We start from the raw sequence: 26,809 nt of genomic DNA, 5'->3' as shown, positions 1-26,809 counted from the left end.
CGACTCACCCGAAAAGGGTGAAACTAGCGTCCGCTTTCACCCATGATTTTATTGAATTTCGCTACAGATAAATTTTCGAATGATTCGCTGGCTACGTCCATAAAAAAGTCAGATTCGCTCTGCGTGCTGATTAAAGTCTGGGATAGGTCCTCTGGGGACAGAAGTGCCTGCGCTACGATACGCTCGTGACCATCACTCAATAAGCCCACACGCTGCATAGACTGGTTTACTTTTGACACCTGACCCAACAACAATGCTGAGAAAAGGAAAAGTGACATCATACCGCCTGCCGGATAAAGCCATCCTCGCCAGTGAGCGCGAAGAACATTTCTGGGCTTCATAAGCAGAGGAGCCGGAGCAATTTCTGTTTGCTCAACCTCGGCCATGATCTTGTCGTGCAGACGATCGAAAAAATCTTCGTTCATCGGGAGTTCAAGTTCATCGGTAGCCTTCAGCCCCTTACGCACTTTATCCATACGATCCATCGGTTCGATACGGTCCATTGATTATCCCTCTGCTTCCGCAAATCTTTGGTTTACTTCCATAAAGAAACCACCAACTTCTTCCGTCCAATTTTTGAGCTCCGCTTGTTGCTCAAAAGTTTGACGAAGCTTCATGAGAGCGTGGCGGTAGTTCGCCTTCGCTGTGTCGTAAGGACACTGCATGATATCGGCAATTTCGTTAAAGCTGAGGTCTTCATATACACGAAGTACCAACGCTGTCTTTTGTTTAAATGGCAACTTTTCCACTTCGTTGTGCAGGATATCTGCCACCGCCGTATGGACTAATGTAGTTTCAGCTTCGGCATCCACCGCTAACTGCACATCGTCTATATCGACGGTGTCCCTTTTCCACTCGCGGATTTTGTTCCTCGCAGTGTTAACTGCAATTTGGAACAACCAGCTTTTGAAAGAAGCTCTGCCCTCAAAAGAGTTCAGCTTCTCGTAAGCTTTGATGAACGCTTCTTGCGTCACATCTTCCGCTGTGTCCATGTCCTTCACAAACCTCAAACTCAACCGCAGCACACTTCTCTGATGTCGTTTCACGAGTTCGGAAAAAGCTCGTCTGTCGCCAGACTTTACTTTTTCAACCAGTTCAAGATCCGTCACTACTAGATCTCTCTCCATACTATGACTCGTTTCTGTCTAAATTCGGTTAACGTTCTGAATTTTTTTCCCAGAAAGGCCATTTCGCCCCCCTCAGCCCCCGGTAAATTCGCCCCCAAACCCGCGGTGCCTACACTGTTTCATTAATGCAACGATGATGCCGAAATGTGCATGGCCAAAGTGGCCCTAAATATATGAAATATCTTAGGAATTATGCATTTTGTTATGACACGTATTAGCATTTCTTATGGCTCTAGGCGAAGGACCTGGAACCTCGGAGACTTAAAAAGATTACCCAAAGGCCGCCCGAATATTTTGTCTATATATGTAATCTGCTAAAACCCTCCCATGACAAAAATCTTAGGCCTTTTCTGTTCCGTCTTATTATATGGCGTCCTTTCTTTCGCCCTCACCCTTCCGGCAGAGAACGACCTCTCTTCTTTGATGCTCAATCAAAATGACAACATTTTTGTAGAGATGGGTGTCACGACCGATACCCAAGGCACGTCACTCTGCGGGCCCACGAGCGCGGTGAATTGGTTGCAATTAAAATCTGTGCAGCAGCCTTACAGCAAAGAGCACTTGGTGGAGTTGGTTAAAGAAGTCGGCGCGGATCTTTACGCCAAACACATCGACATCAATCAAGGCCTTGTCGAACCCGATCTTGTGACGTTCTTAAAAACGTTGAATAAAAAACTTCGCATCCATAAAGACTACGTTATCAAAGGTCGTTATGGCGCAGGTGTGATCATCAAGGAAGACGATATCTGGAGTCCCGCTCCACAAATTCTAATGCTGAACTACCGGGAAATCCCAAGACCTCCAGAACCAGGAATTCGACCTGGCCGACCGGGAAGAAATATTCCGTTGCCTGACGAATTGATAGATCGCCCTCTGGTGCGCGGGAATCATTTTGTTCTTAAAGTTTTTGCAGATCGTGACAACAAACTCTTAGGAGTTATTGATCCTGAGAATCCCCATCGCTACACGCTCTTACGCGTGAATTACACGACGTCTTTGACGGACACGACACCGATCATTCAATTAAGACCGGCGTCACGAGAAGATTTTAATGCTTTCTCTTTTGGAGTGCCCCTGCACTGGAGCATGACATCCATTATTGAAGAAAAATAGTTTACGGAGCCACCGTCACGCGATTACGTCCGCCTTGTTTTGATTGATACAAGGCTTTGTCGGCGCGGTCGTAGATTTGATTCCACTCTGTTTCGTTTGGAAGCTTTGTTGCCACTCCCACGGAAATCGTCACAGGAATCTTTCTTCCTTCAAAAACAAACTCATGAGCTTCGATCGTTTGGCGAATACGCTCGCCCACTTCGCCTGCCGTCTTCAAAGAAGAACCTGAAAGAAGAAGAACAAACTCTTCCCCGCCATAACGAGCGAAGAAGTCATTCGAGCGAATGAGCTTTGTGATCACAATACGACAAAGTTCTTTAAGGACATGGTCGCCCCCTGGATGTCCGTGGGTGTCGTTGATCTTTTTAAAATGATCGATATCGAATGTCACAAGGCTGAGCGGTTCGTTTAAAACTTCCGCGCGCTTCATCGCCTCAGGGCCTTTTTCAATCAAAGCACCTTTGGAGTGAGCCCCTGTCAAAGCATCCTTTTGCGCACGCTCGTACATCGCCGCATTCGTCATGGCTTCGATACTTCCTTTTTCAAGGAATTTAAAAATCACGTTTCCAGTTTTGATTTGATCATTGTTTTTCAAAAGGCACGAAGCCAATGGCGGAATAACTTGGCCGTTCACGATAGTTTTATTCGTAGAACCCAAATCAATCACGGACACTTCACTGCCATTCACCGCGAACTTTGCGTGAGAACGACTTAAACTCTTATCGTCGATGTAAACTTGGCTTTCCACAGAACGGCCGATCACGATGTCATTGGCCGTGATAGGATATTGCTTACCTACATAACCCGGAGGACCAATCAAAACAACGATCGCCGGAGGCACTTCATCGGCTTCCTTCAAACGTCCTTTGAACGTATCACTTGCGACTATACTGGTCTTTTCTAAATTGTCGTTGGATGTGTCATCGTTGTGAGCCATAAGGAAAAGTATAAGGCTTCCCACCGACGAATGACAATCAAGCTTTCTTCAATTTCTCTTTCGCTAGTCTCTTGCCCAGCTCTACACCAGGTTGATTGAAAGCATCAATTTGCATGTACTCCCCAAGGCCAGCAACGACGAGTTGCCAGAACATGAAAAGGTATCCCAAAGTGTGCTCATCTAAGACTTTTGTCTTAAGTGTGAGAGTAGAAACTCCACTTTGAGTCAGAGCTTCTTGTGTGGCCAAAGCTTCTGCCCTCAAAAGCTCACCCATGGTGCGCCCTTCTAAATCCATAGTTTCTTTGAATTGCGCTTTAAGAAGACGTTGAGATCCGCCTTCAGATTCTTCGACTCGAAGGAAAATCACGAGTTTATCACGGGCGCCTTCCATCACTTGTTGCAAAATCGAGTGCTGATCGCATGCGCCCACGGCTGACATTGGCGTGCTTGCACGCATCGCTGCCGCACCATCACGTCCGTGAGTTTTCGCCAAAGACTCTGCCCAGAGTTGTTGATACCAAGAACCGAAACCTTTCAGACGAGAATTGTACGGCCACAAAAGTGTGATCCATTCGTCGCGCTTAAAACTTTGTGCGACATGAGCCATTGTTTGTGTCACCAAAGCCGTGTCGTTCAAAGCCCGCATGGCTCCTACGCGGAATTTTTCCAAATCCAATCCCAAGAAAGCGGCTGGCATCATTCCCACAGGAGAAAGCACAGAAAAACGTCCCCCGACATCCACGGGAATTTCGCAAGTGGGAACAGAATATCTTTTCGCCCACTGCATAAGAGTGTTGTCCTTAGGTTCTGAGATCACAATGCTTTGTGAAGGCAAATGCAAATTTTCTTCTCTGAAAATCTGCTCCAAGAAATCCAGAGAGCACAAGGATTCAATCGTGGTTCCGCTTTTAGAAATGAAAACCCAACCGACCTCACGCAAATCACCCAACTCTTCAAGCAGAGTCTCAAACTCCAAGGCATCGACGTTATCTAGAAAGAAAAGTTTTTTGGCACGGAAGACTTCCGCAATCACGCGTGTGCCAAGTGAACTTCCCCCAATGCCAACAACAACAAGTCTTTTGAAACGATGTGAAAATTCTTGGCCTACTTTGTAGGACTGCTGCCACAGCGAAACGCGCTCAACGAGTTGGGGAAATCCAATGTCTTTGCGATGCAAAAAGATTTTTAAAGACTCTTGGCATTTTTCAAGAACTGAAGAATCAAGTTTGTGAGCTGCCTGAGAAATTTCCAACATACATTCCGCCTTAATCTAAGGCCTTGGAATGGCCTTAGGAGATTGCTACGTCCTCTTCGATTCGGTGATACCCTTTCCATTCTTTCAGACGACCGCGAGGGCGTCCTCCATCTTCGGGGTATTCAATCAACACGTAAGTCAACTTCGTGATTTTTCCTAAAGACACAATATCTAAAGAAGTGATCTCAGTCCATGTTCCCGTATTAAAATATTCTTTATTCTCGGACCACTGACGGTACTGGTACACGTGAGTGTGGCCAAAGACGACTGTGTGAACTCGTTCGTCTCCCAAAATTTTACGCGCCGACTCACTTAAATCAGGAAAGATCGCACTTTCGGCAATAACTTGGATGATGCGCTTTAATGGCCAATGACGACGAGGATCTTTAACCACAGCGCTTTTGAAAAAGTATCCCAAGGCCATGAAGAATGCTTTGATCATGATCTTGGTTTCATTCATAAATGACCAACGCACCATTTTACCGAACGGACGGATTTTATCGACGTGGGGATAATGTTGTTTGATCTTTAACACAACTTCCAAGAAAAAGTGCGAACCAAAAGGAAGATTCAAAATAGGTTCTACCAGATCTTTTTTTAGGAAGAACTTCTTCGGGTCCATGCGGTTGGCAGCTTCATGCATGTGGCCGTGCTCAATATGCACTCCATCAAAGAAGTATACGATATTTTTAAAACGAATCGGTGTGCCAATGACTTGGTTTAAATAAGCACGACACGCGGGCCATAACATGCCCTGATCGTGATTCCCCACAATGTAAGTGATGGTGTTGCCAGGTTTGGCAGCAAATTCCGCCATGGCCTGAAAAACGTTGGCGTGACCTTTCACAATCTCTTTGAGGATTTCTAACGTGACTGATTCGGTGATCACCGAAAGGAAATGCCCTTTGTAATCGCACTGCAAGAAATTAAGAAAGTCACCGTTGATGATCAATTCAACTTCGTAGTCGCGATACACGCCTGTGGAGTAAAAGTGAATGAACTCCACCAATTTTTCCCCATAGTAGAATTCTTCTAAAGAGTTGATACCGCCTTTTTCCAAAAGACGACCCTTCCCCAAATGGAGATCACTCACGATGATTTTGATCTTTTTAACTGGAGCTGGTTTGGCAACCGCGGCGGTGCCTTCGTTGCTCTCAACTGGGGAAGCAGAATCCATGACTACTCAGCTTTCTTCAACGGAACGAGGTTCTCCTCTTTAGCCTCTAGATTTGTTAAAGCCAAGCGCAAAGCGCGCTCGGTGCGTTTAACTTGATCCTGATTGGCCTCGATAGTCTTGTTAAGTTCAAGACACTTCTTACGGTAATTATCGAGTTCCTGTGAGAGCTGATCAATCTTTCTTTTCTGTTCTAAGATATACTCATCTTTGGACCGAACAAGGGCCGACTTTTCTGCACGAAGAAGCTCTAGACGATTTTCTAGCTCTCTTTCACGCACACGGATCTTCTTAAAGTCCGATTTTAGTCGAGTTTCCAGTTCATCCACTTTAATACGCGCCTTGGCAACTTCGTTCTCTTTGTACTGAAGATTGCCCTTCAAGATCAAAATCTCGCTTTGCGCGGATTCTTGGATCTCCTGTTTTTCTTTTTCTAAAGAAGAAATGCGCACTGTCAATTCATCGGTGCGTGAACGAATGATCTCACCGGCAGAAGCCAGCTCTTCATTTTCACCGCGCAGATGTTCAACTTCTTTTTCTAATTCCAAAATACGCTGTTGGGCTAACTTCAAGTTTTCAGCTTGCGCCAAACTTGCATCCACGGAAGTCATCACATTGGCAGAGCCGCGGCTTCCACGGTAGTTTCCAACACTCACCTTCACGTCAACATCGGGGGCCTTGCGCGCGCCCAAACGAGCATTGGCAAAACCTTCTACCGCCACTGTTTTATCAGCGTCAGTACCAGAAGCCACCGATGAGGTGTTGTTCATGTCTTGTTGAATAGAGACGGTTTTATCTTCGCCGCCACCGCCACCAAAAGCGCTGGGGCTGAAAACCGGTCTTGTCGCCTCATCATCAGAAGACTCTTCGGTAGAAGATCCTTGATAAACATCATCCATTGCTGGAGGAGAAAATAAATCGTCAGAAGATTGGTAACCGCCCTCTGCTGATGGGCCGTCGTAACGCTCTTCTTCCGCAGAAGGACCGACCATAAAACGCTCTGAGGGAGGCAAATCCCCAAAGCCTTCAGGCATCTCGAAGTCCGATGAAGCCTCTTCTTCGTGCTCTTCGGATTCGGCAGCTTCAGCTCCTCCCGTAAATTCGGAAGAGACTAAATCTTTATCGAGCCCTTTTTCTAAATTGTCCCAGAGGTTATTGCCGACGTTCGTGTTCTCGACACGATTGGCTTCATCGTCCAGAGTTGGCAAACCAGAAAAATTATTTTCATCATCTCCCGTACGGTAGGAAGATTCGGACTGAATATCCTTGAGGTCATCCATTAGGGACTCAATGAGATTCTCAGCAGCTGAAGATTTCTTTTTCTTTTTGCTCATATCTATTGAGAAATATCGGAATTTTTCACCTTTCTCTTTAAGGATAAAACGAAGGTCGATTAATATCAGGATCAAGGTCCAGCTTATCTCATTTTAAGACAATGCCTCTTGGTCCAAACACACCTCGTCGAAAACATGCGTACACAAAATATTGTTAATGACCACCGATCCTACGTCGGTTGCGGGACTTTCCAAGCTCATTTAAAACGTCATACTGTTTACCAAACAAAGGAATAATTAGATGACTAAGCACACGACCTCCCTCGAATTCACAGAAAGAATGGCCGGCTTCCTGGTTCCGAAAAAATTCCTCTTGTCTCCGGCCAAACCACTTTCTCATGACGATTTTCACAGTGAAAACGAACGCTCCGACAAACAGCCTTTCGAATTCGCAGTGACGATCAAAGTGCCCGATCTGGAACGTTTTTTGGCCGACCACAGCACACCTTCGCAGGTTTTTGGAAAGATCACCGACTTCCGTTTTCGCGACGATATGAGACTGGAACAAGGATTCTTTCAGCTCTTCACACAACCAGCCGCCAGTCCTCATTTCGATACCGCCAAAGAAATGCACTACACATTTTTTCTCACCGATCGCGAGGGAAAAAAGTGGACCTTCTTTGGTTACAAAGAAATTTTAAAAGAAGACACATCGGAGGTTTGGAAGCAAACCACGACCCTCTACTATTATCTTTGGGAAGGCCATTCTAACTTTGAAAAGTACGGAGATAAGAACGTTCACGCCATCGGAGTGCTTCGAATTTCTTTGAGCGATTTTATGCGCCAAATGCGAAGCTTTAAAACCAATGCGTCTTCTTATCTTGAAGAAAAAGAATCGCTGCTGAAATATTTTAAAGCTTTCACAGACACTCTTTGGGAAAGTTATGCGCCTTTTATTTTCACAACGACTTCTGCGCGGTGGAATGAACATCTCTATCCCCTCCACACCACACAAGGTGTGGCTCTGGGGGAAAAGTCTTTACATCCCCTCGACACTCGCGACGGTCTTACAATTTCTGTGCAACGATTTAAGTTACAGGAATCAAAAAATGTCGTTCTGCTCTTGCACGGTCTGACAACTTCCACAGACATGTACATCATGCCGGAGCACGAAAATATCGTGAATCATCTGCACGGAAACGGATTTTCTGACGTATGGTCTTTAGATTGGCGTGGAAGCAGTCGCTTTACCTACAACTTAAATCCTCACCTTTATACCATCGACGATATCGCAAAATACGACATCCCCAAAGCCGTGGAGTTCATTCGTGAACAATGTGGTCCCGACGTCAAAATCCACGTGATTGCCCACTGTGTGGGATCTTTGGCTTTCATGGCTGCTTATGCCGCAGGTTACGTCGGTAATATCGCAAGCATTGTCTCCAACAGTGTGTCCCTCACTCCGCAAGTTCCGTGGCAGGCTTTTGCCAAAATGATGGTAGGACCCGAAATTCTTGAACAAGTTTTTGGATATCCGTTTGTGTCTCCGCGCATTCCCTACTCTCCGGGGCGTGCTTTCGGAAAATGGCTTTACTGGATGGAGCGTTCTTTGCGCAGTGAATGTAAAGAGCCTGCTTGTCATATGGTGAGCTTCATGTGGGGCTGGGGATTTCCGGCGGCCTTCAACCATCGCAATATTCATCCGGTGACTCACCGAAGATTGGTGGATTTATTCGGAGGCACTAGCTTTCACTACTACAAACACATTCGCAAAATGCTCTTTGCTAAAGCGTCGGTCTCTTTCAATGGCAAAATAAATTATCTTGAAGAGATGAAAAAACGTGAGATGCCTCCGACATTATTTATATCAGGCCTGGACAATCATATTTTTCCAGAATCCAACAAACAGACTTATGAAGTTTTGAAGAGCACTGCGAATGCCACCAGGGTGCAATACAAAGAATTCGCGAACTACGGACACCAAGATGTGTTCATGGGACAATACAGCCACACCGAAGTATTTCCCCAACTGGTTGAATTCTTAAAACAACAAACAGGTGTCAGCGAAGTTCGCAAACTCCGCGTCGCGTGAGGCAAAAAATGAAATTGGATTACGATTACATCGTGATCGGCTCCGGCTTTGGGGGCTCGGTCATGACATGCCGTTTGGTTGAAAAAGGATACAAGGTTTGCCTTTTAGAAAGAGGCCGCCAGTGGAAAATGCATGAATTTCCTCGGCGCCCCCACGAAGTCCGAAAAAATATGTTCTGGGATCCTCAAGACAAAAGATTCGGACTGATGGAGTTTCGCGATACGCCTGACAGCGACGCCATGACTTTGACAGCCAGTGGTTTGGGTGGCGGCAGTTTAATTTACGCCAATGTTCTTTATCGCATGCCGCCTGAGTTTTTTAAGGGATGGCCCGGAGGTCTTTCGCGAGAAAAGATGGATCGTTACTACGACAAAGTTTTGCACATGATGGAAGCAAAGCCCTATCCATTTGAAACTCAACCTTACTATAAAAATACTCCTAAAACCGCCCTCTTTAAAAAAGTGGCGGAAGAGATGCCCATGCATCCGGAAGCAAAAACACGTCATAAGTTCACACTGCCTCCTTTGGCTGTGCGTTTTGAAGGAGACTTTCCAGGACATCAAAGTCGCAATATGCACGGGGCTCTTCAATCTCGCTGCAACAAGTGTGGCGATTGCGATATTGGTTGCAATATTCACGCAAAAAATTCTTTGGATTTGAATTACATCTTTAGAGCGCGAACCCTTAAGAACGTTCCCCATCCCGCTGATGTCAGAACCCACGCCGAAGTCATTCGCATTGAACATCGGGAGGATCACTATGCAGTGACATATGTGATTCCGGAATTTCCTCTGCAAGAAAATGTTTTCACTGCTAAGAACGTTATCCTGTCGGCAGGCTCCTTGGGCTCTACGTCTCTCTTACTCAAAATGAAAAAATACGGGCATCTGCCACGACTCAATGAATGGCTCGGAAAAAAATGGAGCGGCAACGGCGATTTTATTTCTTGGATTTTCAACACAAAACCCAATGTCGACGCGACCAACGGTCCCGTGATCACAGGCTCCATTGAATATTCTTTTCGCGACTATCAAGACGGATATCCTCACGGTATGTACTTGCAGGAGGCCGGCTATCCTTTGGGATTTGCGTGGTTTCTTTCAGGACGCATTCCGCAGCTCGCAGGCATCGCCGGATTTGCAAAGCTCATGGGTCATCAAATTAAAAAGTACATCTTTAAAATATTAAAAATAAAAGGACACGATCCAATCAATATCGGAGACGAGTTTGCCAAAATCATTGATCGCGCTGAATTCACTAAGCGCTGTCTGATTCTTTTAGGAATGGGCCGTGACAAACCCGACGGCGAAGTGCAACTGCGCGAAGACGATCAAGCCATCATCCGTTGGAAGATAGATCAAAGCCAAGAGCACTTCGAACGTCTGCGTGAAGAGATGAAGAAAATTGCAGAGATGGTGGATGGCGTGTACGTCGAAAATCCCCTGACCCATTTAAACAAAGTGATCTCTGTGCACCCTTTGGGAGGCTGTCCTATGGGAGACTCGCCTGAAACAGGATTCGTGAGCCCGTTGGGTGAAGTGTATGGATACCCTGGCTTGTTCGTTGTCGATGGAAGTATTCTACCGACGTCGACGGGCACCAACCCATCCCTTACGATTGCTGCGGTGGCTGAATACATCGCGGAACAAATTCCCAGCAAAGTGGAAACGACCCATAAAATTAAAGAAGAGACTCCCGCATAAAAAAAGGGATCCTCTTTTGGATGATCCCCTTTTTATTTGTTTCATGTTTTAGCTTAAACAGTGATTACTTTTTTGTATTCAGAAAGACGTTTTTCCAAATCACCCAAAGTCACTTTCGCAAGAGCTCTCACAGAGAAGTCTTGGATCGTGTGGCTCGCCATCATCGAACCCATGATGCAGGCCTGTTTTAGATGTCCTACTGTTGGAACTTCTTTTTGTGCTGCCAAGTATCCGAAGAATCCGCCGGCAAAAGTATCACCCGCGCCCGTTGGATCAACGACAGTCGGAATCGGCATCGCTGGCAAGATGAAGTAACCTTCCGCCTTCGAGTACATCGCAAAACCGTATTCGCCACGTTTAATAACCACAGTCTTAGGACCCAACTCAGTGATCAAGGGAGCCGCAGAAATAGCATTCGCTGCGCCCGTGAGCATTTTTGCTTCACCTTCGTTGATCAGAACAAGGTCGACCTTTTTAAGAACTTCGATCACTTTGTCTTTTTTGATATTGATCCACAAGTTCATAGAATCCATACCTACAAACTTCGGAGCTTTCACTTGCTCAAGAACCTGCAATTGAAGCTCTGGAGCGATGTTTGCCAAAAAGACAAAAGAAGAATCTTTAAAATGCTCTGGCAATTGGGGATTGAAGTGTTCAAAAACGTTCAGGTCCGTTTTCAAAGTTTTCGCTTCATTCATGTCACCTTCATAAGAACCCGCCCAATGGAAAGTCTTACCAGGAACTTTTGAAAGACCTGTCAAATCAACGCCACGAGAATTTAAAAGCTCATAATCATTCTGGTCGTAGTCTTCACCGACCACACCGACAACGCGCACTTTTGAAAACAAAGAAGCCGCCAAAGAAAAATAGTTAGCTGATCCGCCCAAAGCGCGATCCACTTTTCCTGATGGAGTTTGGATTGAATCGTAAGCAAGACTTCCGACAACAAGAATTTCTGACATGTGAGTTCTTCCTTATTGGTTGTTATTCGTTTGGACTTCGGCAGCAGCAAGCATCTCACGCTTGTATTTAGGAAGACCCGCAATTTTAGAATTTGAAATATCCATGGACTCTGGTTTGTTTGGCACTTGGCTCGTCAACTGACCGCAAGCCGCGTAGATGTCACGGCCCATAGAACGACGAAGAAGAACATGAGCACCCAAACGCATCAACTCTGCATGGAATGCCTCCACCGCTTCGTCTGAAGGGCGTTCATAACCAGAACCTGGATGTTCATTGAATGGAATGATGTTGATCTTACAAGGAACATCCTTCACCAGCTTCACCAACTGACGAGCATGTTCAATTTGATCCGTCACACCTTTAAGCAAAACGTACTCAAAGGTCACTTTGTCTTTCGTCGCTTGATAATACTCTTTACAAGCTTTCAAAAGCTCCGTCGTATTCCATTTTTTATTGATCGGCATCACTTGAGTACGAATTTCGTCTGTCGGGCCGTTAAGGCTCACCGCCATACGAACTTTCGCATCTGCCACGCGCCACATTTCAGGAACAATGCCCGAAGTGGAAACGGTGATTTTCTTACGGGACAAATTGATACCCCAAGGAGAGTGCACAACGTCGATGGTTTTGAACACGGCTTCTGGATTATCCAAAGGCTCGCCCATCCCCATGAAAACGATATTCGTGATACGCTGATTTTCACCCAAACGGTCATGGGCTTGCATGAATTGACCGACGATTTCTTCCGTGCGCAAACGACGTTTTAGTTTTTGTTTTCCAGTAAAGCAGAACTTACAACCGATGTTACAGCCCACCTCTGAAGAAATACACAAAGTCAGACGGTCTTCGGAAGGAATCAAAACGGCTTCAACGCTTTGACCGTTCCCCATATCGAAAAGCATTTTCTGAGTGCCATCGACGGATTTTAAATGAGTCAAAACTTTAGGAAGTTCAAAGGTCAAAATTTGCGGTAAAGAGGCTCTGAACTCTTTAGACAAATTCGTCATCTGCTCAGGGTCTGTGATTCTTTGTTCGTAAACCCATTTGAAAATTTGTTGAGCGCGGAATTGCTCTTTGCCTTTACCCTTAAGGTAAGCTTTCAAATCTTCAAGTGTGAGGGAGTAAAAATTGACGGGTTTGTTTTCGAGAGGTTTTGCGACGTTATCGTCGATGTAGTTCACAGGTGCAGACATAGCGTTTTCAACGCTGCCGTTGTTTAATTCCATCTTCGGGCTCCTCGGGCTTATTACAGCCATGCTTGTTACAGCTGAGACCTTAAGCAGTCTCTTTGGTTAAAGGATTATGTGGCCGAGTTTGTAGCATAAGCCCCCTTAATTTCCTAGGGATTTCATAGAATTGCCCCCTGAGGGAAGGACCTTGAGCCGTTTCTCAGGCAAAATCTACACAAGCCAGCCTCATATTCCGTGTTCCCTACCGAGCCATGCTTCCAGGGAATAATTAGAACCCATCTCATAAGCCCAAGGCCAAGGCGCGAGGAGGAAGCTGTACATTGTACTGCGACGACGAAGCAACGCAGGAATTGGGCTTATGAGATGGGTTCTAGTTGCTCTTGTATTAGCTCTGAAGAGTCTTTATATTGAGGTCATGATTTGGCCCTTTATCTTTCTTTCCTATGCAAGTTTGTTTGTCTTTGGTCTTTCCGATAATATTCGTGGGCCTCTTTTCCCAGAGATTATGAAGCAGTTTGCAATCAGCGACTCTATGGGTTCGTTGATGTTTGCCTTAAGTAACATCTCGGGTTTTTTTGCGAGCTATGGTTGCCGTTACTTGCTTAGACGTTACGACCGCTTGACGGTTCTTCGCGGCGGCGCGATGGGCTTAACCATTTCCATGTGGGGTATGGCCGCATCGACCTACTTCCCATTGTTTCTCTTTTTCAGCTTTTTCTTTGGCTTGAGTCTTGGTGTTTTGGGTCTTGTTCCCAATATTCTTGTGCCCATGGGATCAAGTCCCCACAGAAAACAGCAAATGCTTTCTGGCCTTCACACGATGTACGGAATGGCGAGTTTGCTGGCTCCTCTTCTGGCGGCATCCATGGAATATTTAACAGGAAGCTGGCGTTGGACTTTTGTGGCGGGATCAATCGGACCTTTGAGTTTGCTTGTTTACACTTTGCACGGCAGTCACAAGTCATTGCACACAAAGGCTGAGTTCTCTCCGGAAAAACATAAAGCTAATAAACAGAAGAACTTTAAACCGCAGTTGTTTTTAGCGGTGATGCTAAGCCTTGCCGTCGCGGCAGAGATTATGGTGTCCTCTCGTTTGGCTTTGTACATGCAACGCACTTGGAACTATGACATGGAGGCTTCAAGTCTTTATGTGACCTACTTCTTTATTTCGATGATGTTGGGTCGTTTTCTTTTTACCGTTGTTCACTTTAAGCGCTCTCCGCAGTTTTTACTTTCAGCGTCCTTGATCTTAACGGCCGTATTTATTCTTGCCGGCGTTTTTGTGCATCCGCTTTTCTTAGCGGCCTCTGGATTTATGATTGCGCCTTTTTATCCTTTGTCGATTTCTTGGATTTCTTCGGAATTTCCTGAGGATTTGGACTCGGCTGTTTCCTATATGATGGCCACGGACTCCCTCATGCTGATTATTATGCATTTGACAGTGGGAAAATTGACGGACCTCTTTAGTATTAAGCAGGCGATTTTATGGGGTCTGGCCTTTGTGATTCTGTCTTTCTTCATGGTGAACGGCTTTGCGTTTCTGTTTAAACGCGAAAGACAAGGGGCTCTGCAAGAAGTCCCTGCGAAATAAAAGTAGACTCATATTGAATAGATCTACTTGCTGTTTCCACCACCCATGACATACTGGTTCCCCTATGACACGTGAATTTCGAAAAGATATCCGTGGTCGTGGAGCCAGTAGCAACGTCACCAATCGTTACGACTCTCTTAAATACGAAGCTACCGAAGAAGATTTCGATAATTATGCTGACGAGAAGCCCCTTCTCAAAACGGAAGTTCTAAAAGATTCTTCGCGCACCATTATCACGGAAAACAAATCCCCTGATATCGGCTTTCGCTATTCAGTGAATGCTTATCGCGGCTGTGAACACGGCTGCTCGTACTGCTATGCGCGTCCTACGCATGAGTACTTGGGTTATTCTCCGGGACTGGATTTTGAATCGAAAATTTTCGTGAAAGAAGAAGCTCCGAAACTTTTGCGCGAGGCTTTGATGAAGCGCTCGTGGCAACCGGAAGTTATCAACATGAGCGGAGTCACAGACTGCTATCAACCTCTTGAACGCAAGATGGAACTCACGCGTGGCTGCCTGCAAGTTTTGTTAGAATTTAAAAATCCAGTATCGCTGATCACGAAGAACAGTTTAATTGTGCGGGACCTGGATATTTTTAAAGAGATGGCGGCCTATGACGGCGTCCTGATTTTTATTTCTGTGACGTCTTTAGATGCGGAGTTGGCGCGAACTTTGGAGCCGCGCACTTCTCATCCTCAAGCGCGTTTAAATGCGATTAAAACCTTGGCAGAGGCCGGAGTTCCCGTCGGCGTCAATGTGGCGCCTTGTATTCCGGGCCTTACTGATCATGAAATGCCGATGATTTTGAAAGCCGCTAGTGAAGCGGGAGCGCAGTTTGCCGGATACACTCCCCTGCGCCTGCCATCTTCAGTTTTACCGATTTTTGAAGAGTGGCTGGAAGTCCATCGCCCTTTAAAAAAGCAAAAAGTTTTAAACTCGGTGCGTGATATTCGGGGCGGCAAACTCAATGACGCGAACTTTGGGTCGCGTATGCGCGGAGAAGGCGCCAGAGCGGACCAAATGGCGCAAATGTTTGCTCTTTATACTCGCAAATACAATTTAAATGTGAAAGAGTTTGAACTCTCGGCGGAGCACTTCCAAAGACCCGGGGATCAACTTCAATTTAACTTAGACTGATATGCGTAAGATTCATCTCGATGTTCGACAATTTGCCGTTCCAACTCCTCGTGTGGGAAGCATCGAGACGCATTCTGGTTATGGCGCGCCTCCAATGAGCGGGCAGGAACTTCACCAGGCCGTGCAAAGAATCCGCGTCCGCGAAAATTCAGATTATACGCCCGAGAAAAAAATAACTTGGACATTTGAGCAAGCTCCTTATGAGTTTGTGATCTCGGGTCGTGTGGATGGATTTATCGAATACCCGTGTTTGATTGAAGAAATCAAAACCAGCTTCGACATTGACGAGCTTTACGACAAACTCACCTACGAACCGAACCATCCCTACGTGTGGCAAGTGCGCACTTACGGATACATGCACTATAAGGAAACCGGAGTCGTTCCCCGATTAAAACTGTGCCTTGTGTCTGCCAGAAATTATTATAAGTTTCGAGACTTGGAAGTTTTACTCGACATCGAAGAATACGAAGCGTGGTTAGTACTTCGTCTGGCCGAACTTGTTGTTGAAACAAAGATCAAAGAAAAACTTTTTAAGAAACGCCAGAAGACAGCTGAAGAAATGACTTTTCCTTTTTCTGCTCCTCGCAAGGGGCAAAAGGAATTGGTGGAGTCCATCACTGAAAACTTTACGACTCAAAATCCTCTTCTCATTCAGGCCCCCACAGGCTTAGGAAAAACTGCAGGAATCCTTTATCCTTCCTTGAAGGAAGCTTTAGCTCGCGGGCAAAAAGTTATTTACGTGACTCCCAAAAATTCTCAGCACCAAGTGGCTGAAGAAGCCGTTGAACGTATGCAGGAGCAAGGCTGTAAGGTTCGCGCATTGACGATCACGGCAAAAAGTAAAATGTGTCTAAAAGCAGAGCCTTTATGCAATCCTCGCTATTGTGAGTTTGCCAAAGACTATTACAAGAAAGTTCATGAGAATGATCTTGTTAATAAGTTAAGCAAACTGCGCAGCCTCGACAGTCACAAGCTCAAAGCCATGGGGGAAGAATATCAAGTCTGTCCATTTGAGTTGTCCATTGAAGCCATTGAACGCGCGGATGTTGTGATTGGCGACTATAACTACGTCTTTGCTCCACGCAGTTTAATCGGGCGTCTTGCCGAACCTCTGCTTGATGAAAAAGAAAAAGCCAATCTTGTGATAGATGAGGCCCACAACTTGCCGTCCCGGGCCCAGGATTATTTCTCGCCAAGCATTTCGACTCAGCAGTTGGGCATTTTAGAAAGAGACCTCGTAAAACTCTCTCCGTCTTTTTCATTGCGTGCGCAAGTATTACTTCAGCAAGCGCGTAAGCTTATTCAGTCTTATGGAAAAGAGGGGATCTCTAAAAAAATTGACATTGATCTAGATCCATTTGAAGAACTCGACACGGACATTCGCGATCTGACCGTGCAATACATGGAATCAGACGAAGAAATTCAAAATCAAGATCCCATGTTGCGCTTTATGAATATGTGGTCGGACTTCGTGAACTCGCTCACCTTAAGTGGCGAAGAGTTTTTTCAAACTTATCAAAAGAGCAACTACACCGAGATGCTTAAGATCACGTGTTGTGATGCCGCCGATCATTTGGCCGTAGCCTACAAAGAGTTTAAAAATGTCGTGGCCTTTTCAGCGACTTTGAAGCCTTTTAATTACTATCAGGAACTTTTAGGTTTTCCGCAAGAGCTGACGAAACAGATTGAATTCTCTTCTCCATTTGTAAAAGACAATCGAAAACTTCTTATCATCCCGCAAATTTCAACGAAGTTTGCGGATCGTCATGCCAGTGCGGGAAAAATTGCCGATGCCATTCAGCGAATCACTCAAGTGAAAACGGGTAACTATATTGCTCTTTTCCCGAGCTTTGAGTTTATGAGCATGGTGGCCAACAAGCTTCACCTCCCTGATTTTCAGATTCTGATTCAAGAACGTGAGATGAAACAAAAGCAGACTCAAGAATACTTGGAAGAAATGAAATCCGGTCAACGCCCGACATTGCTTATGGGTGTTCAAGGAGGCGTTTTCTCGGAAGGCGTGGACTTCCCTGGTGACATGCTGATTGGCGCCTTTGTTGTCGGCCCGGCTCTTCCTAACTTTGATTTTGAACGTGAACAAATTCGCGCTTATTACGAAAACCGTTACGGCAAAGACAATGCTTTTAACTATGCCTATGTCTATCCTGCCATGGCCAAAGCGATTCAGTCTGCGGGACGTGTGATTCGCTCCGAAACAGATCGCGGTGTGATTGTGATGCTCGACTCGCGCTTTTTACAAAACAGCTACGCCGAAACAATGCCCGAAGGATGGTTTGAACAGTCCCCTCAAGAACTGGTTTCTCGCCAAATTCTGAAGGACGTCCAAGAGTTCTGGGAGACTTCCCATGAGTCTTAAAAAGAAACCTGTTCTCTTTTTAGATCTGCAAACCACTGGCGCTAAGCCCGATACGGCGAATATTTTGGAAGTGGCCTGGGGGTCTTTGCAATCCGAAGAGATCGCAAGCTTTTTAGTTCAACAACCCGAAGACCAACCTGTTCCAAGGCGCATTCAATTTATTACTGGCATTTATGAAAAACACATGACCGAGGCTCGCCCTGCATCAGAAGTCTTCTCATTGCTGAAAAATTTTATTTCAGAACACGTGGGCACTGACGCTCTGGCGATCATTCACTTTGCGCAATTTGAAAAACCGTTCCTGGCGGATATTTACGAAAAACTTCAAGAGGCGATGCCTTTTTCCATCCTTTGCACTCATGAAATTGCAAAACGTCTTTTCCCCAATCTGCCTACTCGCGGAATCAAAGGACTGGCAGGATATTTTGGCTGTCCATCGGGGGAATTGAAGCGCGCCGCAAATCACGTGCAGGCCACGCAAGTGATCTGGCAAGGGTTGACGGCCGCTCTTGAAGAAAAAGGAATTCATACGCTAGAGGAATTACACTTGTGGCTGCAAGAAACTCCGAAGGCAGTGCGAGTAAAGTATGAATACCCTCTTCCGAAAGAAAAACGCCTGAGCCTCCCTAAACAGCCTGGCATCTATCGCATGATGAGTCGCTGGGGCGAGGTCCTTTACGTCGGAAAAGCGACGTCTTTGCACGACCGGGTGAATAGTTACTTCCGTGGTCAGAAAAATCGCGACACACGAAAACTGGAAATGCTGACTCAGGTGTGGGACCTGCACGTAACAACCGTAGGAAGCCCGCTAGAGGCTGCTCTTCTTGAGACTGACGAGATTAAAAGACTCAACCCACCTTACAACGTCAGTTTAAAAGTGGGTCGTCGAGAATTGGCTTTCTTTAATAAAGACTTCACATCGTCTTCTAGCATTGCAGACGATGAACATTTTATTGGTCCTTTTTCGAACGCCTTGGCTTTGGATTCGATTTTAAAACTTAGCGAGTCTCTGCGTTCGGAAGCTTTTGATGAAAACATGTTCTATGAACCTTTAGATGCAAATCTTCTTAAGGAAGGGTTCCAGCTTTTTTGCGAGCGTCACGGTTTTGAAATGTATCAGTTCTCTTCCACACGCTCGATCCTCGCCGTGGGCTTAAACTGGTATCGTAAATTGAAAGAAGAAGCAGAAGATGATGATGATGCGGAAGAACTTTTAGAAGAAAGTGAAGTCGAACTCACGGCCGAAGATATTGCCGACAAGTTTGAAAGACATTTCATTCGTTCCGCAGCCACTTACCTGCGCACGAAAAAACTAACAGCTCTTTTAAATGCCCGAATTCAAGTTTCAGGGGAGCAGAACATCGCCTTAAAAACTCACAACGGCCACATCGTCTCTGAAGATCTTCCTAAGACTTCTCCTCAATGCCCCTGGAAGGATCTCTCCATCGACACCTACGATCGCATGACTGTGCTTTTCACCGAGTTGAATAAACTCCGTTCCCAAGATCACTCTGTAGAAATGAACAGATACTAAGTCCGCTCTTCGGGGCTTGGACCAGCTCAAATCAAATTAAACAGATTCTGGCCATGGATTTCCAATTGCTTCCATTGCATTTTATCAAAAATTTGCAATTTACTTCAATTTGAAGTAAAAAGGAGACAGGCTGTGAAGGTAATAACGAAAGTTACTCACACCAGAAAGTTTATCAAACAGCTTGAAAGAGTTCCCTCACATATTAAAGAAAAAGTTAAATTTTGGGTTTTCAATGTTGGACTTCATGGCCTCAGAGAAATCGCAAAAATAAAGGGATACCATGACGAGCCTCTTCTTGGTGAAAGATGGGGACAGCGCTCGGTTCGACTAAATAAGTCCTATCGACTGATCTACCGTATCATTCAAGATGAAGTTCACATTGAGCTATTGGAGGTTCACAAACATGACTACTAAAAGGCTTTCCACTTTTGAAGTTCTTGAAAGAAAATTTGGCCGACTTAGCTTTGGCTCATTCTTGCATTCCTGGAGAATTTCGGAAGAAATTTCTCAGACCGCATTTGCAAAAAAATTGGGTATTTCGGTACAAAATCTTAACGATCTCGAAAAAGGACGCAGAATTCCTTCACCTGCTCGGGCCGCAAAGATTGCAAAAAAACTAGGGCTCGACGAAATGGTTGTCATACAGCTAGCCATTAGAGACTCTCTATATAAAGATGGTCTCAAATACGACGTTCAGTTGTTTTCAGCATCTTAGGATTTAAATCTTGAATAGTCCAAAGGAACGGCTTCGCCGAGCCACATCGCTGCTTGGGTGTGATCGTAAAGATCGTTGCCTGTGAGTTCATGGACCAAAACGGATAAATCTCCTCGGGCCTTCATCAACCACAAGACGACATCCGTGAAAAATTCTTTGGGAAAGTTGATTTCAAACATCGGTGTTGGATGAGGACCGATGGGTTCTGGGATCATTTCTCCGACAAACACGCGCTGTCCCTTAAATTGCTCAATGGCTTCATCATGAAGGCTCTGGGCTTTCTGCAAAGATACTTCGGAAAAATAAATGTGCGCATCAAATTCGCGAGGGAAACCTTGAGGCAAAAGCTGGGAATTTACTTTATAAGTTCGCGTGTTCATGCCGCTCTTATAACATACTCTCGGGAACAAACAAGGAAAGGAACCCGGCCTCAAAGCTTTTCCAAATGGAGGTTTCCGGCTCCGAATCGACTCTCACTTGCTTTTCACCTTCGTGGGTGATCCATTCCATTTTACCTTTTTCATCGACAACAACTTTGTAGGCGATATCAGGAAGCTCCAAAGATGTGAGTTCGACAAACTTTTGCGCAAGCTCTGGACTTTCAAACAAAACACCCATTTCAGAGTTAAGCTCCACAGAGCGAGGATCTAAATTCATCGAGCCCACAAACATCACACGTCGATCAAAGACATAGGCCTTGCCATGCAATCCCAGGCGGGCTCCGGCAGAAATGCTCGCCTTCACTTTCTTTTTCTTAGGCGTGACTTTGGGACGCATTTCATAAATTTCGACTCCGGCCTTAAGCAAACCTTTGCGATATTTTTTATACCCGGCAAAAACCAAGGGCACATCGTTCGACGCCAGGGAATTGGTAAAAACAGTGACCTTAACGCCCTCTTGGTGCTTTCGCTTAAAATAGTCGACGCCTTTTTTTCCAGGAATAAAATACGGTGAAACAATAAAGATCTCTTTATCCGCCTTGATCGGTAATGCCGTGACCTGATTGAGCATAGAGGTGGTCTTATAACTTTCCCCCGCTACTTTTTCTGGAGAGTCCGAGAAAACTTTCGCCTTACCCCAGAATGAAGAAATTTTCCCCAGTCGCATTTCTTTGGCGAGATTGGAATCAAACATTTCCTTTGTGTACATCGCAGCTTCGGGACTTTTTATCAGATCCCGCAACTCGCTTTGCAGATGTGATAACTCTCCTCCACCTACTTCGCGTTTATTTAAAACTGAAATCGGCACCGACAAACGGTGATTCCAGTAAAGATCAAAGGCGTGAGAACTTTCCCCAACAACCGGACCAAAACACCACACATCAAAATCACCAAAATTGGATTCGCGGCTGGCTGTGAAGTATTCATTGCCGATATTTCTTCCACCGATGATGGATGTCTGATTGTCAGCGATTAAAACTTTATTGTGCATGCGCCGATTTATTTGGCTAAAGCGAAAGACTTCCAAAATTCGCAGACTGCGATTTGTAAAGGGATTAAACATCCGCACTTCGATATACGGATGAGAATCTAAAACAAGAAGCAAATCCTGGTACTGACCAATGTGCAAATCATCCAACAGCAACCGCACTCGCACATGACGGTCGGCCGCAGCCAAGATTTCATGAAACAGCATTTTTCCAACAAGATCGTCATGCCAAATGTAATACTGAACATCGAGACTCTTTTCAGCGCGACGAACGGATTCTAAGCGAGCGACAAAGGCGTCCGTTCCCGCTTGCAAAGGATAAAAACCTGACTTTCCAGGGTTTGCGTGAACGCTGGGAGCAAGAAATTTTCCGAAATAGGTGTCTGATGTTTCAGTAAGGGCGTAGCTTTCAGGAGCTTTGAAGTTCATCGGCACACTTTGACAAGAGACAAGTGAATAGAAAGACAAAAGGACTCCCCACCTTAAAATCGTCATGCTCTTAAGGCTATGACGGTTCTTCTGAGAGGAGCCATATGTTATTTGAAAAGGGTTAGTGCGCTGTTTGAATATACTCTTTAAGTTCAGGGATTTCACAAGGAACACACCCCACTTTGCCAACCACCACGCCAGCAGCATAATTCGCAAGCATGCATGAATGCACTAAAGACAATCCAGAAACCAAGCCCAAAGAAAGGGCCGCAATCACCGTGTCGCCAGCACCCGTCACGTCAAAAACTTTACGTGCATACGTTGGAACTTCCGTGATTTCGTCACCAGAGAAAATCGTCATGCCATCTTTTCCGCGAGTCAAAACGACTTCTTTTGCTCCCGTAATTTTTTGCAGAGCACGACCCACTTCAACAACTTTATTTGGATTGTCGCGAAGATCGTCAAAATCAAGACCCGTCAAAACAACGGCCTCATCATAATTTGGTTTAATCAAATCCACACCCAGGTAGAAAGAACCTGGATTATTGCGATGAGGATCCACCATCAACTTTTTATTATTCTTTTTGCAAATCGCAGCCACTTTTTCGACCACATTGCGAGAGATCACACCTTTGGCGTAGTCTTCGATAATCACACAGTCTGCCTTAGAAACATTTTTCTCTACTGTTTCAATCAAGCGAGCTTCCGCTTCCGCAGACAAGTATTTTCGAAGTTCATAATCTACACGCACAAGATGATGGTGCTTGGCCATAACGCGAGTTTTACGAGTCGTCGGACGAGCTTTATCGACAATCATGTAGTCCCAGCTCACACCATTTTTTACGAAAAGTTCTTTAAGAAGGTTTGCACCCGTATCTTCACCAACAACAGACACCAACATCGCTTCACCACCAAGGCTCACCACGTTTTGAGCCACGTTGGCAGAAAGACCTAAACGCATGTCTTCTTCTTCCACTTCCAAAACAGGAACCGGAGCTTCAGGGCTGATACGACGAACTTGTCCCAAGACGTATTCATCCAGTCCCACATCGCCGATAATGAGGATTTTTTTACCTTTAAGAAAAGGGATCTGATTGATTAGAAGTTCTTTTTCTTGAGGACCTACGGTCGCCTTCACAGGGGTTGTCATTTTTTCATCCTCCCACGGCTCATTTGTAGCCGAAGGACCTCCCCCTGTCACCAGGTACCTGCTTCCCATCGTGTTGATTTGGTACCGATAAATGCAGAATTCGACTCTGGGATAGGCGCAAGGTACCAAATCTACACGATGGGAAGCAGGTACCTTCGGCTTGGCCTGGAGCCCTCTGTTGTGATAGACATTTGCGCCTATGTTTAAACCTAAAGGACCCTTCAAACCCAAATTTCCGCCCAAAAGCGTGGAAAAGTCGCCCAGCCCGGCCCGGGGTTTGGTTTATAAACAGGGTTATATTTCTCCTCGTGAAAAAGAAGAAATCCTTCAGTATTTAAACACCCTCTACCCGATCTGGGAGATGCGTTATTCGAAAAACAATCCGCCGCCAGAGAACCAAAAACAACGTCCTCTTTTGCGTCCCGTTTATTGGTTGGGAAACTGGCAGTTTGCTTGTTTGAATTACTATCACCCGCCCAAAGGAATTTACAATCGCTGCGTGAAGGCGGAAGGTTATCCACCTATTCTTGAATACATCGTGCAAAAGATCGAAGCCTTGGTGCACGAATCATTTGAACCTCGCGATATTCCCCGTGGCTGGCATTTGAACACGTGTCTTATTAACTACTACGGAAATCAAATTCAAGAAGACGGCAAATCTTTGGATTGCGCACGTGTGGGTGAACACAAAGATTTTGAACCCGGTCCGGTTGCTTCAATTTCTTTTGGCGAACGCGCGCTTTTCCAATTTGTTTCAAGCAAGGGAACAGAGTCCAAATCCAACGTCGTTTTACAGCAGTGGTTGGATGACCGCTCTTTGCAAATTTTTGGTGGCGAGAAATTTAAGAAACATCTTTTTCATCGCGTGCAACGCGTGGATAAAAAAGAAGGTCACACTTTTCCGTTGAATGAAATTTCAAATTTTGAAACTCGTCGAATCAACTTCACGTTCCGCTATGTTCCGGACGAGCACATCGTTCCGTTCCAACGTCTTTCTGACGAAGCCAAAGAAGATGTACAAGCTTATATGGAAAAGTTGGCGGAGCATTCAACGTTCTTTAAAGAGCAGCTTTAAGGTACCAAATCGACACGAAGGGAAGCAGGTACCTATTGGAATCGCATCAGGCGGTCTTTGCGTTTTTGAATGGCTTTGTTAATCAAACCTTCAGTGTCTTCTGGAGGAACAGATCTGCGTTCGGATTCACCTAAAACATAAGTTAATCCAACGCCGTATTCAAAGTTTGAGTCCGCGCGATGCAAGGGACTAGTGCGATTCACGGATTGTGAATAGTCCGCGTAAGAAGCCGCCATATAAACTGTGAAACGTCCCACTGACACTCTCTGAAAATACGTCACTTGAGTATTTAAAAATCCAGACACCGCTTCATAAGCCGAACGGGTCGAAGTCGCATCCGCCGCTGAAACTTCGAAATAGGTCGCATTGAATTCTTGAGAAGCGGCCTTCGCATTTACAGTGAAAATTCCGCTGAGCCACAAGGGCTTCGCCAACGGCCCTACCCACTCGTGCTCCCAGCGGTAGGCCGCCTGTAAATACAATGACCCGCCATTTTGACGAATGTAAGCCCCCTCGATAATCACCGAGGGGAATGCCGCAACTTTAAACTCCCAATCCTGACTGTATGAGTAGACCAGTTGCGGTCCTGCTTCGGCGACCAAGGGAAGATCTTCCATACCTTCACGGGCCCGGTTGTTGGAAGAATCTAACGGGAGTGACCCACTCCCCGAAAATTCCAAAGACCATTTTTCTTTTTTTAAAAGATAAGCTCGTCCCCCTTCGCGATCATCGGCGCGTAGAATTTCACCGCGATATTGAAAAGTGGGAAAAGGCAAGATCAGTTCAGCATATTGATCCGCAGCGGGGTATTGGGCGTACTTGGCATAACCCATTCCGAAGCCGTACTCCCACAAGGGTTTACTTTCTTCGGCGGCCTTGGCCAAAGGAGCACTTAAAAAAATAAGTACGATCAATAAGAAGCAAGCTCTTACATTGCGACAGACCATGTGGCCTTTAAGGCGTATTTGCCATTTTTAGGTTGAATACGCAGTTTCAAATTCTGATTCAACCAACGCACAATCATTTCTTGTTCAGAGGCACTCAATTCCGGATTTAAAAAACGGAAATCAAATTGCGACAAAGGAAGACTTAAGTTCATTGTCTTTTCATTCCCTTTGGCATTCTCAACTTCCATTTCGATCGTCACAAAACCGGATTTCTTATTCGGTTCTTGCACTTCAAATTTCACACGGGAGCCTTCATCGAAAAATCCAGCCCATTCCTCATCAGAAAGTTCGACCTCCAAAGATCGCTCCGTCATTTTAAATCCCGGAGAGTGCGACAAGATGTACGATTGGAACAAAGTAGCTAAGGCATGCCAGTCATATGGAACTGGCAGGGTGCAGTGCACTCCTTGAGGGAGTTCAACCACACGGATATTTTTACTATCCACTTTAAGTTCTTTATTTTGCAAAAGCTCCGAATTCAAATTGAATGGCACAGCGGGATCTTGCTCTGTCGCATAAATTAAAACGGGCTGATCGACTTGTTTATAATACTTCCAAAAATCGTTCAGGCCCCAAAAATCAGAACTGTCTTTCATTTCAGGAGGCAGACGCACACTGGAAATATAAGAAAGCCCACCGTGGTAAGTTCGTGCGATTTCAGAAATCGCCTTTGAAAGAAAGGCAAAACTGTCATAGGTCACAAGAGCCGGAAGTTTTTTATCAAGGCCCGTCAAACGCTGGCGACTCCATAGATCCACAAAGGCCGACTTCACTCCGCCCTCTGTTAATGCCACCATTGTCTTTTTCAAATCAACCACGGGACACAAAGCCGTGAAGCTATTAATCAGAGCACCGTGCTTCGGAGAATTATATTTATTGAGCAGCGAAGAGAACAAAACACCGTGGCCTCCCAAGCTGATACCAAAGACGTGCACGCTATCGACAAGTTGAGAAATCGGCTCCACAGAGTCGGTCAACAAACGCGCCACTAAAACATTTTGTATTCCCTCGTCGTAGCCGCCGAATGAAAATTGGTTGTTATTTGCGACAAAGTCGGAACTCGACATATTTTCGAGCATCAGGATATTAAATGGCGACTGCTCAAACAGCATCATAAGCCACGCACGTTCCGGTTTAAAATCTTCGACGTTCGAAAAAATTCCCAAACGCACGATAACTAGAGGACGGCGCTTTAAATCTCCCTTGAGTCCCAGAAGGCCTTTCAACTTCACGTTGCCTGGCAAATTCACCACCACCCGACGCAAGAAAGGATGGGCTTGCGGCGCATACTTCATGGTCATCATGCTCATTAAGTTTGCGAAGTAACCGTTCTCCCCTGTTTCCAATTCACTTCGACAATCTTGGAAATATTTTTGAACCAAGGCCCCTTGCAACTGCGAAGAACCCGCCAAACGTGGATCGCGCATGCGCTCTTGCCACGTATCCGGAGAACAACTGGCACTCATCAGTTTGGTTTCTCCGCGAGGGATCCAACTGAAGACGCTTTCGAGGAAGAAGTTGAAAGGCTCCGGATAACGCCCCGGGGCGTCAGCCAGAATAGGGGCCTCTTCGGAGGGAAAACTAATCCGGGAGCTTT

Annotated in this window: 23 protein-coding genes; 10 read left to right on the top strand and 13 right to left on the bottom strand. The window is 45.6% G+C overall.

The genetic code is table 11. The features are described 5' to 3' along the window. Positions 1–23 precede the first annotated feature (23 nt). Positions 24–503 (bottom strand): hypothetical protein, encoded by a 480-nt coding sequence (locus ACL934_RS03965; RefSeq protein ID WP_413613148.1) that lies wholly within the window; start codon positions 501–503, stop codon positions 24–26. A 3-nt stretch (positions 504–506) separates the two neighbouring features. Next, positions 507–1,127, bottom strand: coding sequence for an RNA polymerase sigma factor (locus tag ACL934_RS03960; protein WP_374077903.1), 621 nt, complete (start codon positions 1,125–1,127; stop codon positions 507–509). A gap of 327 nt (positions 1,128–1,454) precedes the next feature. Between ACL934_RS03960 and ACL934_RS03955 the strand changes: the two genes are divergently transcribed. Further along, positions 1,455–2,240 carry a hypothetical protein gene (locus ACL934_RS03955; RefSeq protein WP_413613147.1) on the top strand — a complete coding sequence of 262 codons (786 nt, stop codon included), beginning with the start codon at positions 1,455–1,457 and terminating at the stop codon, positions 2,238–2,240. Between the two features lies 1 nt (position 2,241). Here ACL934_RS03955 and ACL934_RS03950 read toward each other — a convergent pair whose 3' ends face one another. Genes ACL934_RS03950 through ACL934_RS03935 form a run of 4 tightly spaced genes read right to left on the bottom strand, consistent with a single transcriptional unit; the run spans position 2,242 to position 6,886 of the window. Beyond that, the gene (locus ACL934_RS03950; RefSeq protein ID WP_374077899.1) at positions 2,242–3,177 is read right to left on the bottom strand and encodes a diguanylate cyclase; all 936 of its coding nucleotides are present in this window, start codon (positions 3,175–3,177) and stop codon (positions 2,242–2,244) included. A gap of 37 nt (positions 3,178–3,214) precedes the next feature. Continuing rightward, the gene (locus tag ACL934_RS03945; protein ID WP_413613146.1) at positions 3,215–4,432 is read right to left on the bottom strand and encodes a glucose-6-phosphate isomerase; all 1,218 of its coding nucleotides are present in this window, start codon (positions 4,430–4,432) and stop codon (positions 3,215–3,217) included. 34 nt (positions 4,433–4,466) lie between these two features. Then, the gene (locus tag ACL934_RS03940; protein ID WP_413613145.1) at positions 4,467–5,609 is read right to left on the bottom strand and encodes a hypothetical protein; all 1,143 of its coding nucleotides are present in this window, start codon (positions 5,607–5,609) and stop codon (positions 4,467–4,469) included. A gap of 2 nt (positions 5,610–5,611) precedes the next feature. Next, positions 5,612–6,886: a hypothetical protein gene (locus tag ACL934_RS03935; RefSeq protein WP_413613144.1), complete on the bottom strand. Its 1,275-nt coding sequence runs from the start codon at positions 6,884–6,886 to the stop codon at positions 5,612–5,614. Between the two features lie 295 nt (positions 6,887–7,181). On the opposite strand from ACL934_RS03935, the gene ACL934_RS03930 reads away from it, so the two are divergent. After that, positions 7,182–8,972, top strand: a complete 1,791-nt coding sequence (locus ACL934_RS03930) for an alpha/beta fold hydrolase (protein WP_413613143.1) — start codon at positions 7,182–7,184, stop codon at positions 8,970–8,972. An 8-nt stretch (positions 8,973–8,980) separates the two neighbouring features. Further along, on the top strand, positions 8,981–10,675 hold the full coding sequence (locus ACL934_RS03925; protein WP_413613142.1) for a GMC oxidoreductase: 1,695 nt from the start codon (positions 8,981–8,983) through the stop codon (positions 10,673–10,675). Positions 10,676–10,728: 53 nt separating this feature from the next. Here ACL934_RS03925 and ACL934_RS03920 read toward each other — a convergent pair whose 3' ends face one another. Beyond that, entirely contained in the window at positions 10,729–11,637 is a 909-nt protein-coding gene (locus ACL934_RS03920) for a PfkB family carbohydrate kinase (protein ID WP_374077887.1), read from the bottom strand. Positions 11,638–11,649: 12 nt separating this feature from the next. After that, a complete protein-coding gene (gene rlmN / locus ACL934_RS03915; RefSeq protein WP_413613141.1) occupies positions 11,650–12,864 on the bottom strand; it encodes a 23S rRNA (adenine(2503)-C(2))-methyltransferase RlmN in 1,215 nt (404 codons plus the stop codon). A gap of 322 nt (positions 12,865–13,186) precedes the next feature. Here rlmN and ACL934_RS03910 point away from each other — a divergent pair, with 322 nt between their 5' ends. From ACL934_RS03910 to ACL934_RS03885, 6 genes are all read left to right on the top strand, one after another. Then, positions 13,187–14,419, top strand: a complete 1,233-nt coding sequence (locus ACL934_RS03910) for an MFS transporter (protein WP_413613140.1) — start codon at positions 13,187–13,189, stop codon at positions 14,417–14,419. 64 nt (positions 14,420–14,483) lie between these two features. Further along, positions 14,484–15,557: a PA0069 family radical SAM protein gene (locus ACL934_RS03905; RefSeq protein ID WP_413613139.1), complete on the top strand. Its 1,074-nt coding sequence runs from the start codon at positions 14,484–14,486 to the stop codon at positions 15,555–15,557. 1 nt (position 15,558) lies between these two features. After that, positions 15,559–17,934, top strand: a complete 2,376-nt coding sequence (locus ACL934_RS03900) for an ATP-dependent DNA helicase (protein WP_413613138.1) — start codon at positions 15,559–15,561, stop codon at positions 17,932–17,934. After that, positions 17,924–19,468 (top strand): GIY-YIG nuclease family protein, encoded by a 1,545-nt coding sequence (locus ACL934_RS03895; protein WP_374077876.1) that lies wholly within the window; start codon positions 17,924–17,926, stop codon positions 19,466–19,468. The genes ACL934_RS03900 and ACL934_RS03895 overlap by 11 nt, the downstream gene beginning before the upstream one ends. 132 nt (positions 19,469–19,600) lie before the next feature. Continuing rightward, entirely contained in the window at positions 19,601–19,882 is a 282-nt protein-coding gene (locus tag ACL934_RS03890) for a type II toxin-antitoxin system RelE family toxin (protein WP_374077873.1), read from the top strand. Continuing rightward, a complete protein-coding gene (locus ACL934_RS03885) occupies positions 19,872–20,183 on the top strand; it encodes a helix-turn-helix domain-containing protein (RefSeq protein WP_413613137.1) in 312 nt (103 codons plus the stop codon). Before ACL934_RS03890 ends, ACL934_RS03885 begins: the two co-directional genes overlap by 11 nt. On the opposite strand, the gene ACL934_RS03880 is transcribed toward ACL934_RS03885, so the two are convergent. From ACL934_RS03880 to rfaE1, 3 genes are all read right to left on the bottom strand, one after another. Continuing rightward, positions 20,180–20,563 (bottom strand): DOPA 4,5-dioxygenase family protein, encoded by a 384-nt coding sequence (locus ACL934_RS03880; RefSeq protein WP_413613136.1) that lies wholly within the window; start codon positions 20,561–20,563, stop codon positions 20,180–20,182. The genes ACL934_RS03885 and ACL934_RS03880 overlap by 4 nt on opposite strands. A gap of 7 nt (positions 20,564–20,570) precedes the next feature. Further along, a complete protein-coding gene (locus tag ACL934_RS03875) occupies positions 20,571–22,079 on the bottom strand; it encodes a phospholipase D family protein (RefSeq protein WP_413613135.1) in 1,509 nt (502 codons plus the stop codon). Between the two features lie 82 nt (positions 22,080–22,161). Next, positions 22,162–23,190 (bottom strand): D-glycero-beta-D-manno-heptose-7-phosphate kinase, encoded by a 1,029-nt coding sequence (gene rfaE1 / locus ACL934_RS03870; protein ID WP_374077864.1) that lies wholly within the window; start codon positions 23,188–23,190, stop codon positions 22,162–22,164. A 199-nt stretch (positions 23,191–23,389) separates the two neighbouring features. On the opposite strand from rfaE1, the gene ACL934_RS03865 reads away from it, so the two are divergent. After that, positions 23,390–24,265 (top strand): alpha-ketoglutarate-dependent dioxygenase AlkB, encoded by an 876-nt coding sequence (locus ACL934_RS03865; RefSeq protein ID WP_413613134.1) that lies wholly within the window; start codon positions 23,390–23,392, stop codon positions 24,263–24,265. A gap of 32 nt (positions 24,266–24,297) precedes the next feature. Here ACL934_RS03865 and ACL934_RS03860 read toward each other — a convergent pair whose 3' ends face one another. Beyond that, positions 24,298–25,179 carry a MipA/OmpV family protein gene (locus ACL934_RS03860; protein WP_413613133.1) on the bottom strand — a complete coding sequence of 294 codons (882 nt, stop codon included), beginning with the start codon at positions 25,177–25,179 and terminating at the stop codon, positions 24,298–24,300. A gap of 14 nt (positions 25,180–25,193) precedes the next feature. Then, positions 25,194–26,678, bottom strand: a complete 1,485-nt coding sequence (locus ACL934_RS03855; protein ID WP_413613132.1) for a hypothetical protein — start codon at positions 26,676–26,678, stop codon at positions 25,194–25,196. Positions 26,679–26,809: the final 131 nt, after the last annotated feature.

The sequence above is a fragment of the Bdellovibrio sp. HCB-110 genome (assembly GCF_047323225.1).
Taxonomy (GTDB): domain Bacteria; phylum Bdellovibrionota; class Bdellovibrionia; order Bdellovibrionales; family Bdellovibrionaceae; genus Bdellovibrio.
The sequence above is the reverse complement of the archived record's forward strand: the minus strand, read 5'-3'. Positions and strand labels throughout refer to the sequence as shown.

Bases quoted from the DNA above. Each gene is read 5' to 3' on its own strand.
- ACL934_RS03940 (WP_413613145.1), bottom strand. From the start codon at position 5,609: ATGGATTCTGCTTCCCCAGTTGAGAGCAACGAAGGCACCGCCGCGGTT.
- ACL934_RS03910 (WP_413613140.1), top strand. From the start codon at position 13,187: ATGAGATGGGTTCTAGTTGCTCTTGTATTAGCTCTGAAGAGTCTTTAT.
- ACL934_RS03955 (WP_413613147.1), top strand. From the start codon at position 1,455: ATGACAAAAATCTTAGGCCTTTTCTGTTCCGTCTTATTATATGGCGTC.
- ACL934_RS03935 (WP_413613144.1), bottom strand. From the start codon at position 6,886: ATGGATGACCTCAAGGATATTCAGTCCGAATCTTCCTACCGTACGGGA.
- ACL934_RS03885 (WP_413613137.1), top strand. From the start codon at position 19,872: ATGACTACTAAAAGGCTTTCCACTTTTGAAGTTCTTGAAAGAAAATTT.
- rlmN (WP_413613141.1), bottom strand. From the start codon at position 12,864: ATGGAATTAAACAACGGCAGCGTTGAAAACGCTATGTCTGCACCTGTG.
- ACL934_RS03960 (WP_374077903.1), bottom strand. From the start codon at position 1,127: ATGGAGAGAGATCTAGTAGTGACGGATCTTGAACTGGTTGAAAAAGTA.
- ACL934_RS03905 (WP_413613139.1), top strand. From the start codon at position 14,484: ATGACACGTGAATTTCGAAAAGATATCCGTGGTCGTGGAGCCAGTAGC.
- ACL934_RS03950 (WP_374077899.1), bottom strand. From the start codon at position 3,177: ATGGCTCACAACGATGACACATCCAACGACAATTTAGAAAAGACCAGT.
- ACL934_RS03965 (WP_413613148.1), bottom strand. From the start codon at position 503: ATGGACCGTATCGAACCGATGGATCGTATGGATAAAGTGCGTAAGGGG.
- rfaE1 (WP_374077864.1), bottom strand. From the start codon at position 23,190: ATGACAACCCCTGTGAAGGCGACCGTAGGTCCTCAAGAAAAAGAACTT.
- ACL934_RS03945 (WP_413613146.1), bottom strand. From the start codon at position 4,432: ATGTTGGAAATTTCTCAGGCAGCTCACAAACTTGATTCTTCAGTTCTT.
- ACL934_RS03930 (WP_413613143.1), top strand. From the start codon at position 7,182: ATGACTAAGCACACGACCTCCCTCGAATTCACAGAAAGAATGGCCGGC.
- ACL934_RS03865 (WP_413613134.1), top strand. From the start codon at position 23,390: ATGTTTAAACCTAAAGGACCCTTCAAACCCAAATTTCCGCCCAAAAGC.
- ACL934_RS03855 (WP_413613132.1), bottom strand. From the start codon at position 26,678: ATGAGTGCCAGTTGTTCTCCGGATACGTGGCAAGAGCGCATGCGCGAT.
- ACL934_RS03880 (WP_413613136.1), bottom strand. From the start codon at position 20,563: ATGAACACGCGAACTTATAAAGTAAATTCCCAGCTTTTGCCTCAAGGT.
- ACL934_RS03920 (WP_374077887.1), bottom strand. From the start codon at position 11,637: ATGTCAGAAATTCTTGTTGTCGGAAGTCTTGCTTACGATTCAATCCAA.
- ACL934_RS03895 (WP_374077876.1), top strand. From the start codon at position 17,924: ATGAGTCTTAAAAAGAAACCTGTTCTCTTTTTAGATCTGCAAACCACT.
- ACL934_RS03925 (WP_413613142.1), top strand. From the start codon at position 8,981: ATGAAATTGGATTACGATTACATCGTGATCGGCTCCGGCTTTGGGGGC.
- ACL934_RS03900 (WP_413613138.1), top strand. From the start codon at position 15,559: ATGCGTAAGATTCATCTCGATGTTCGACAATTTGCCGTTCCAACTCCT.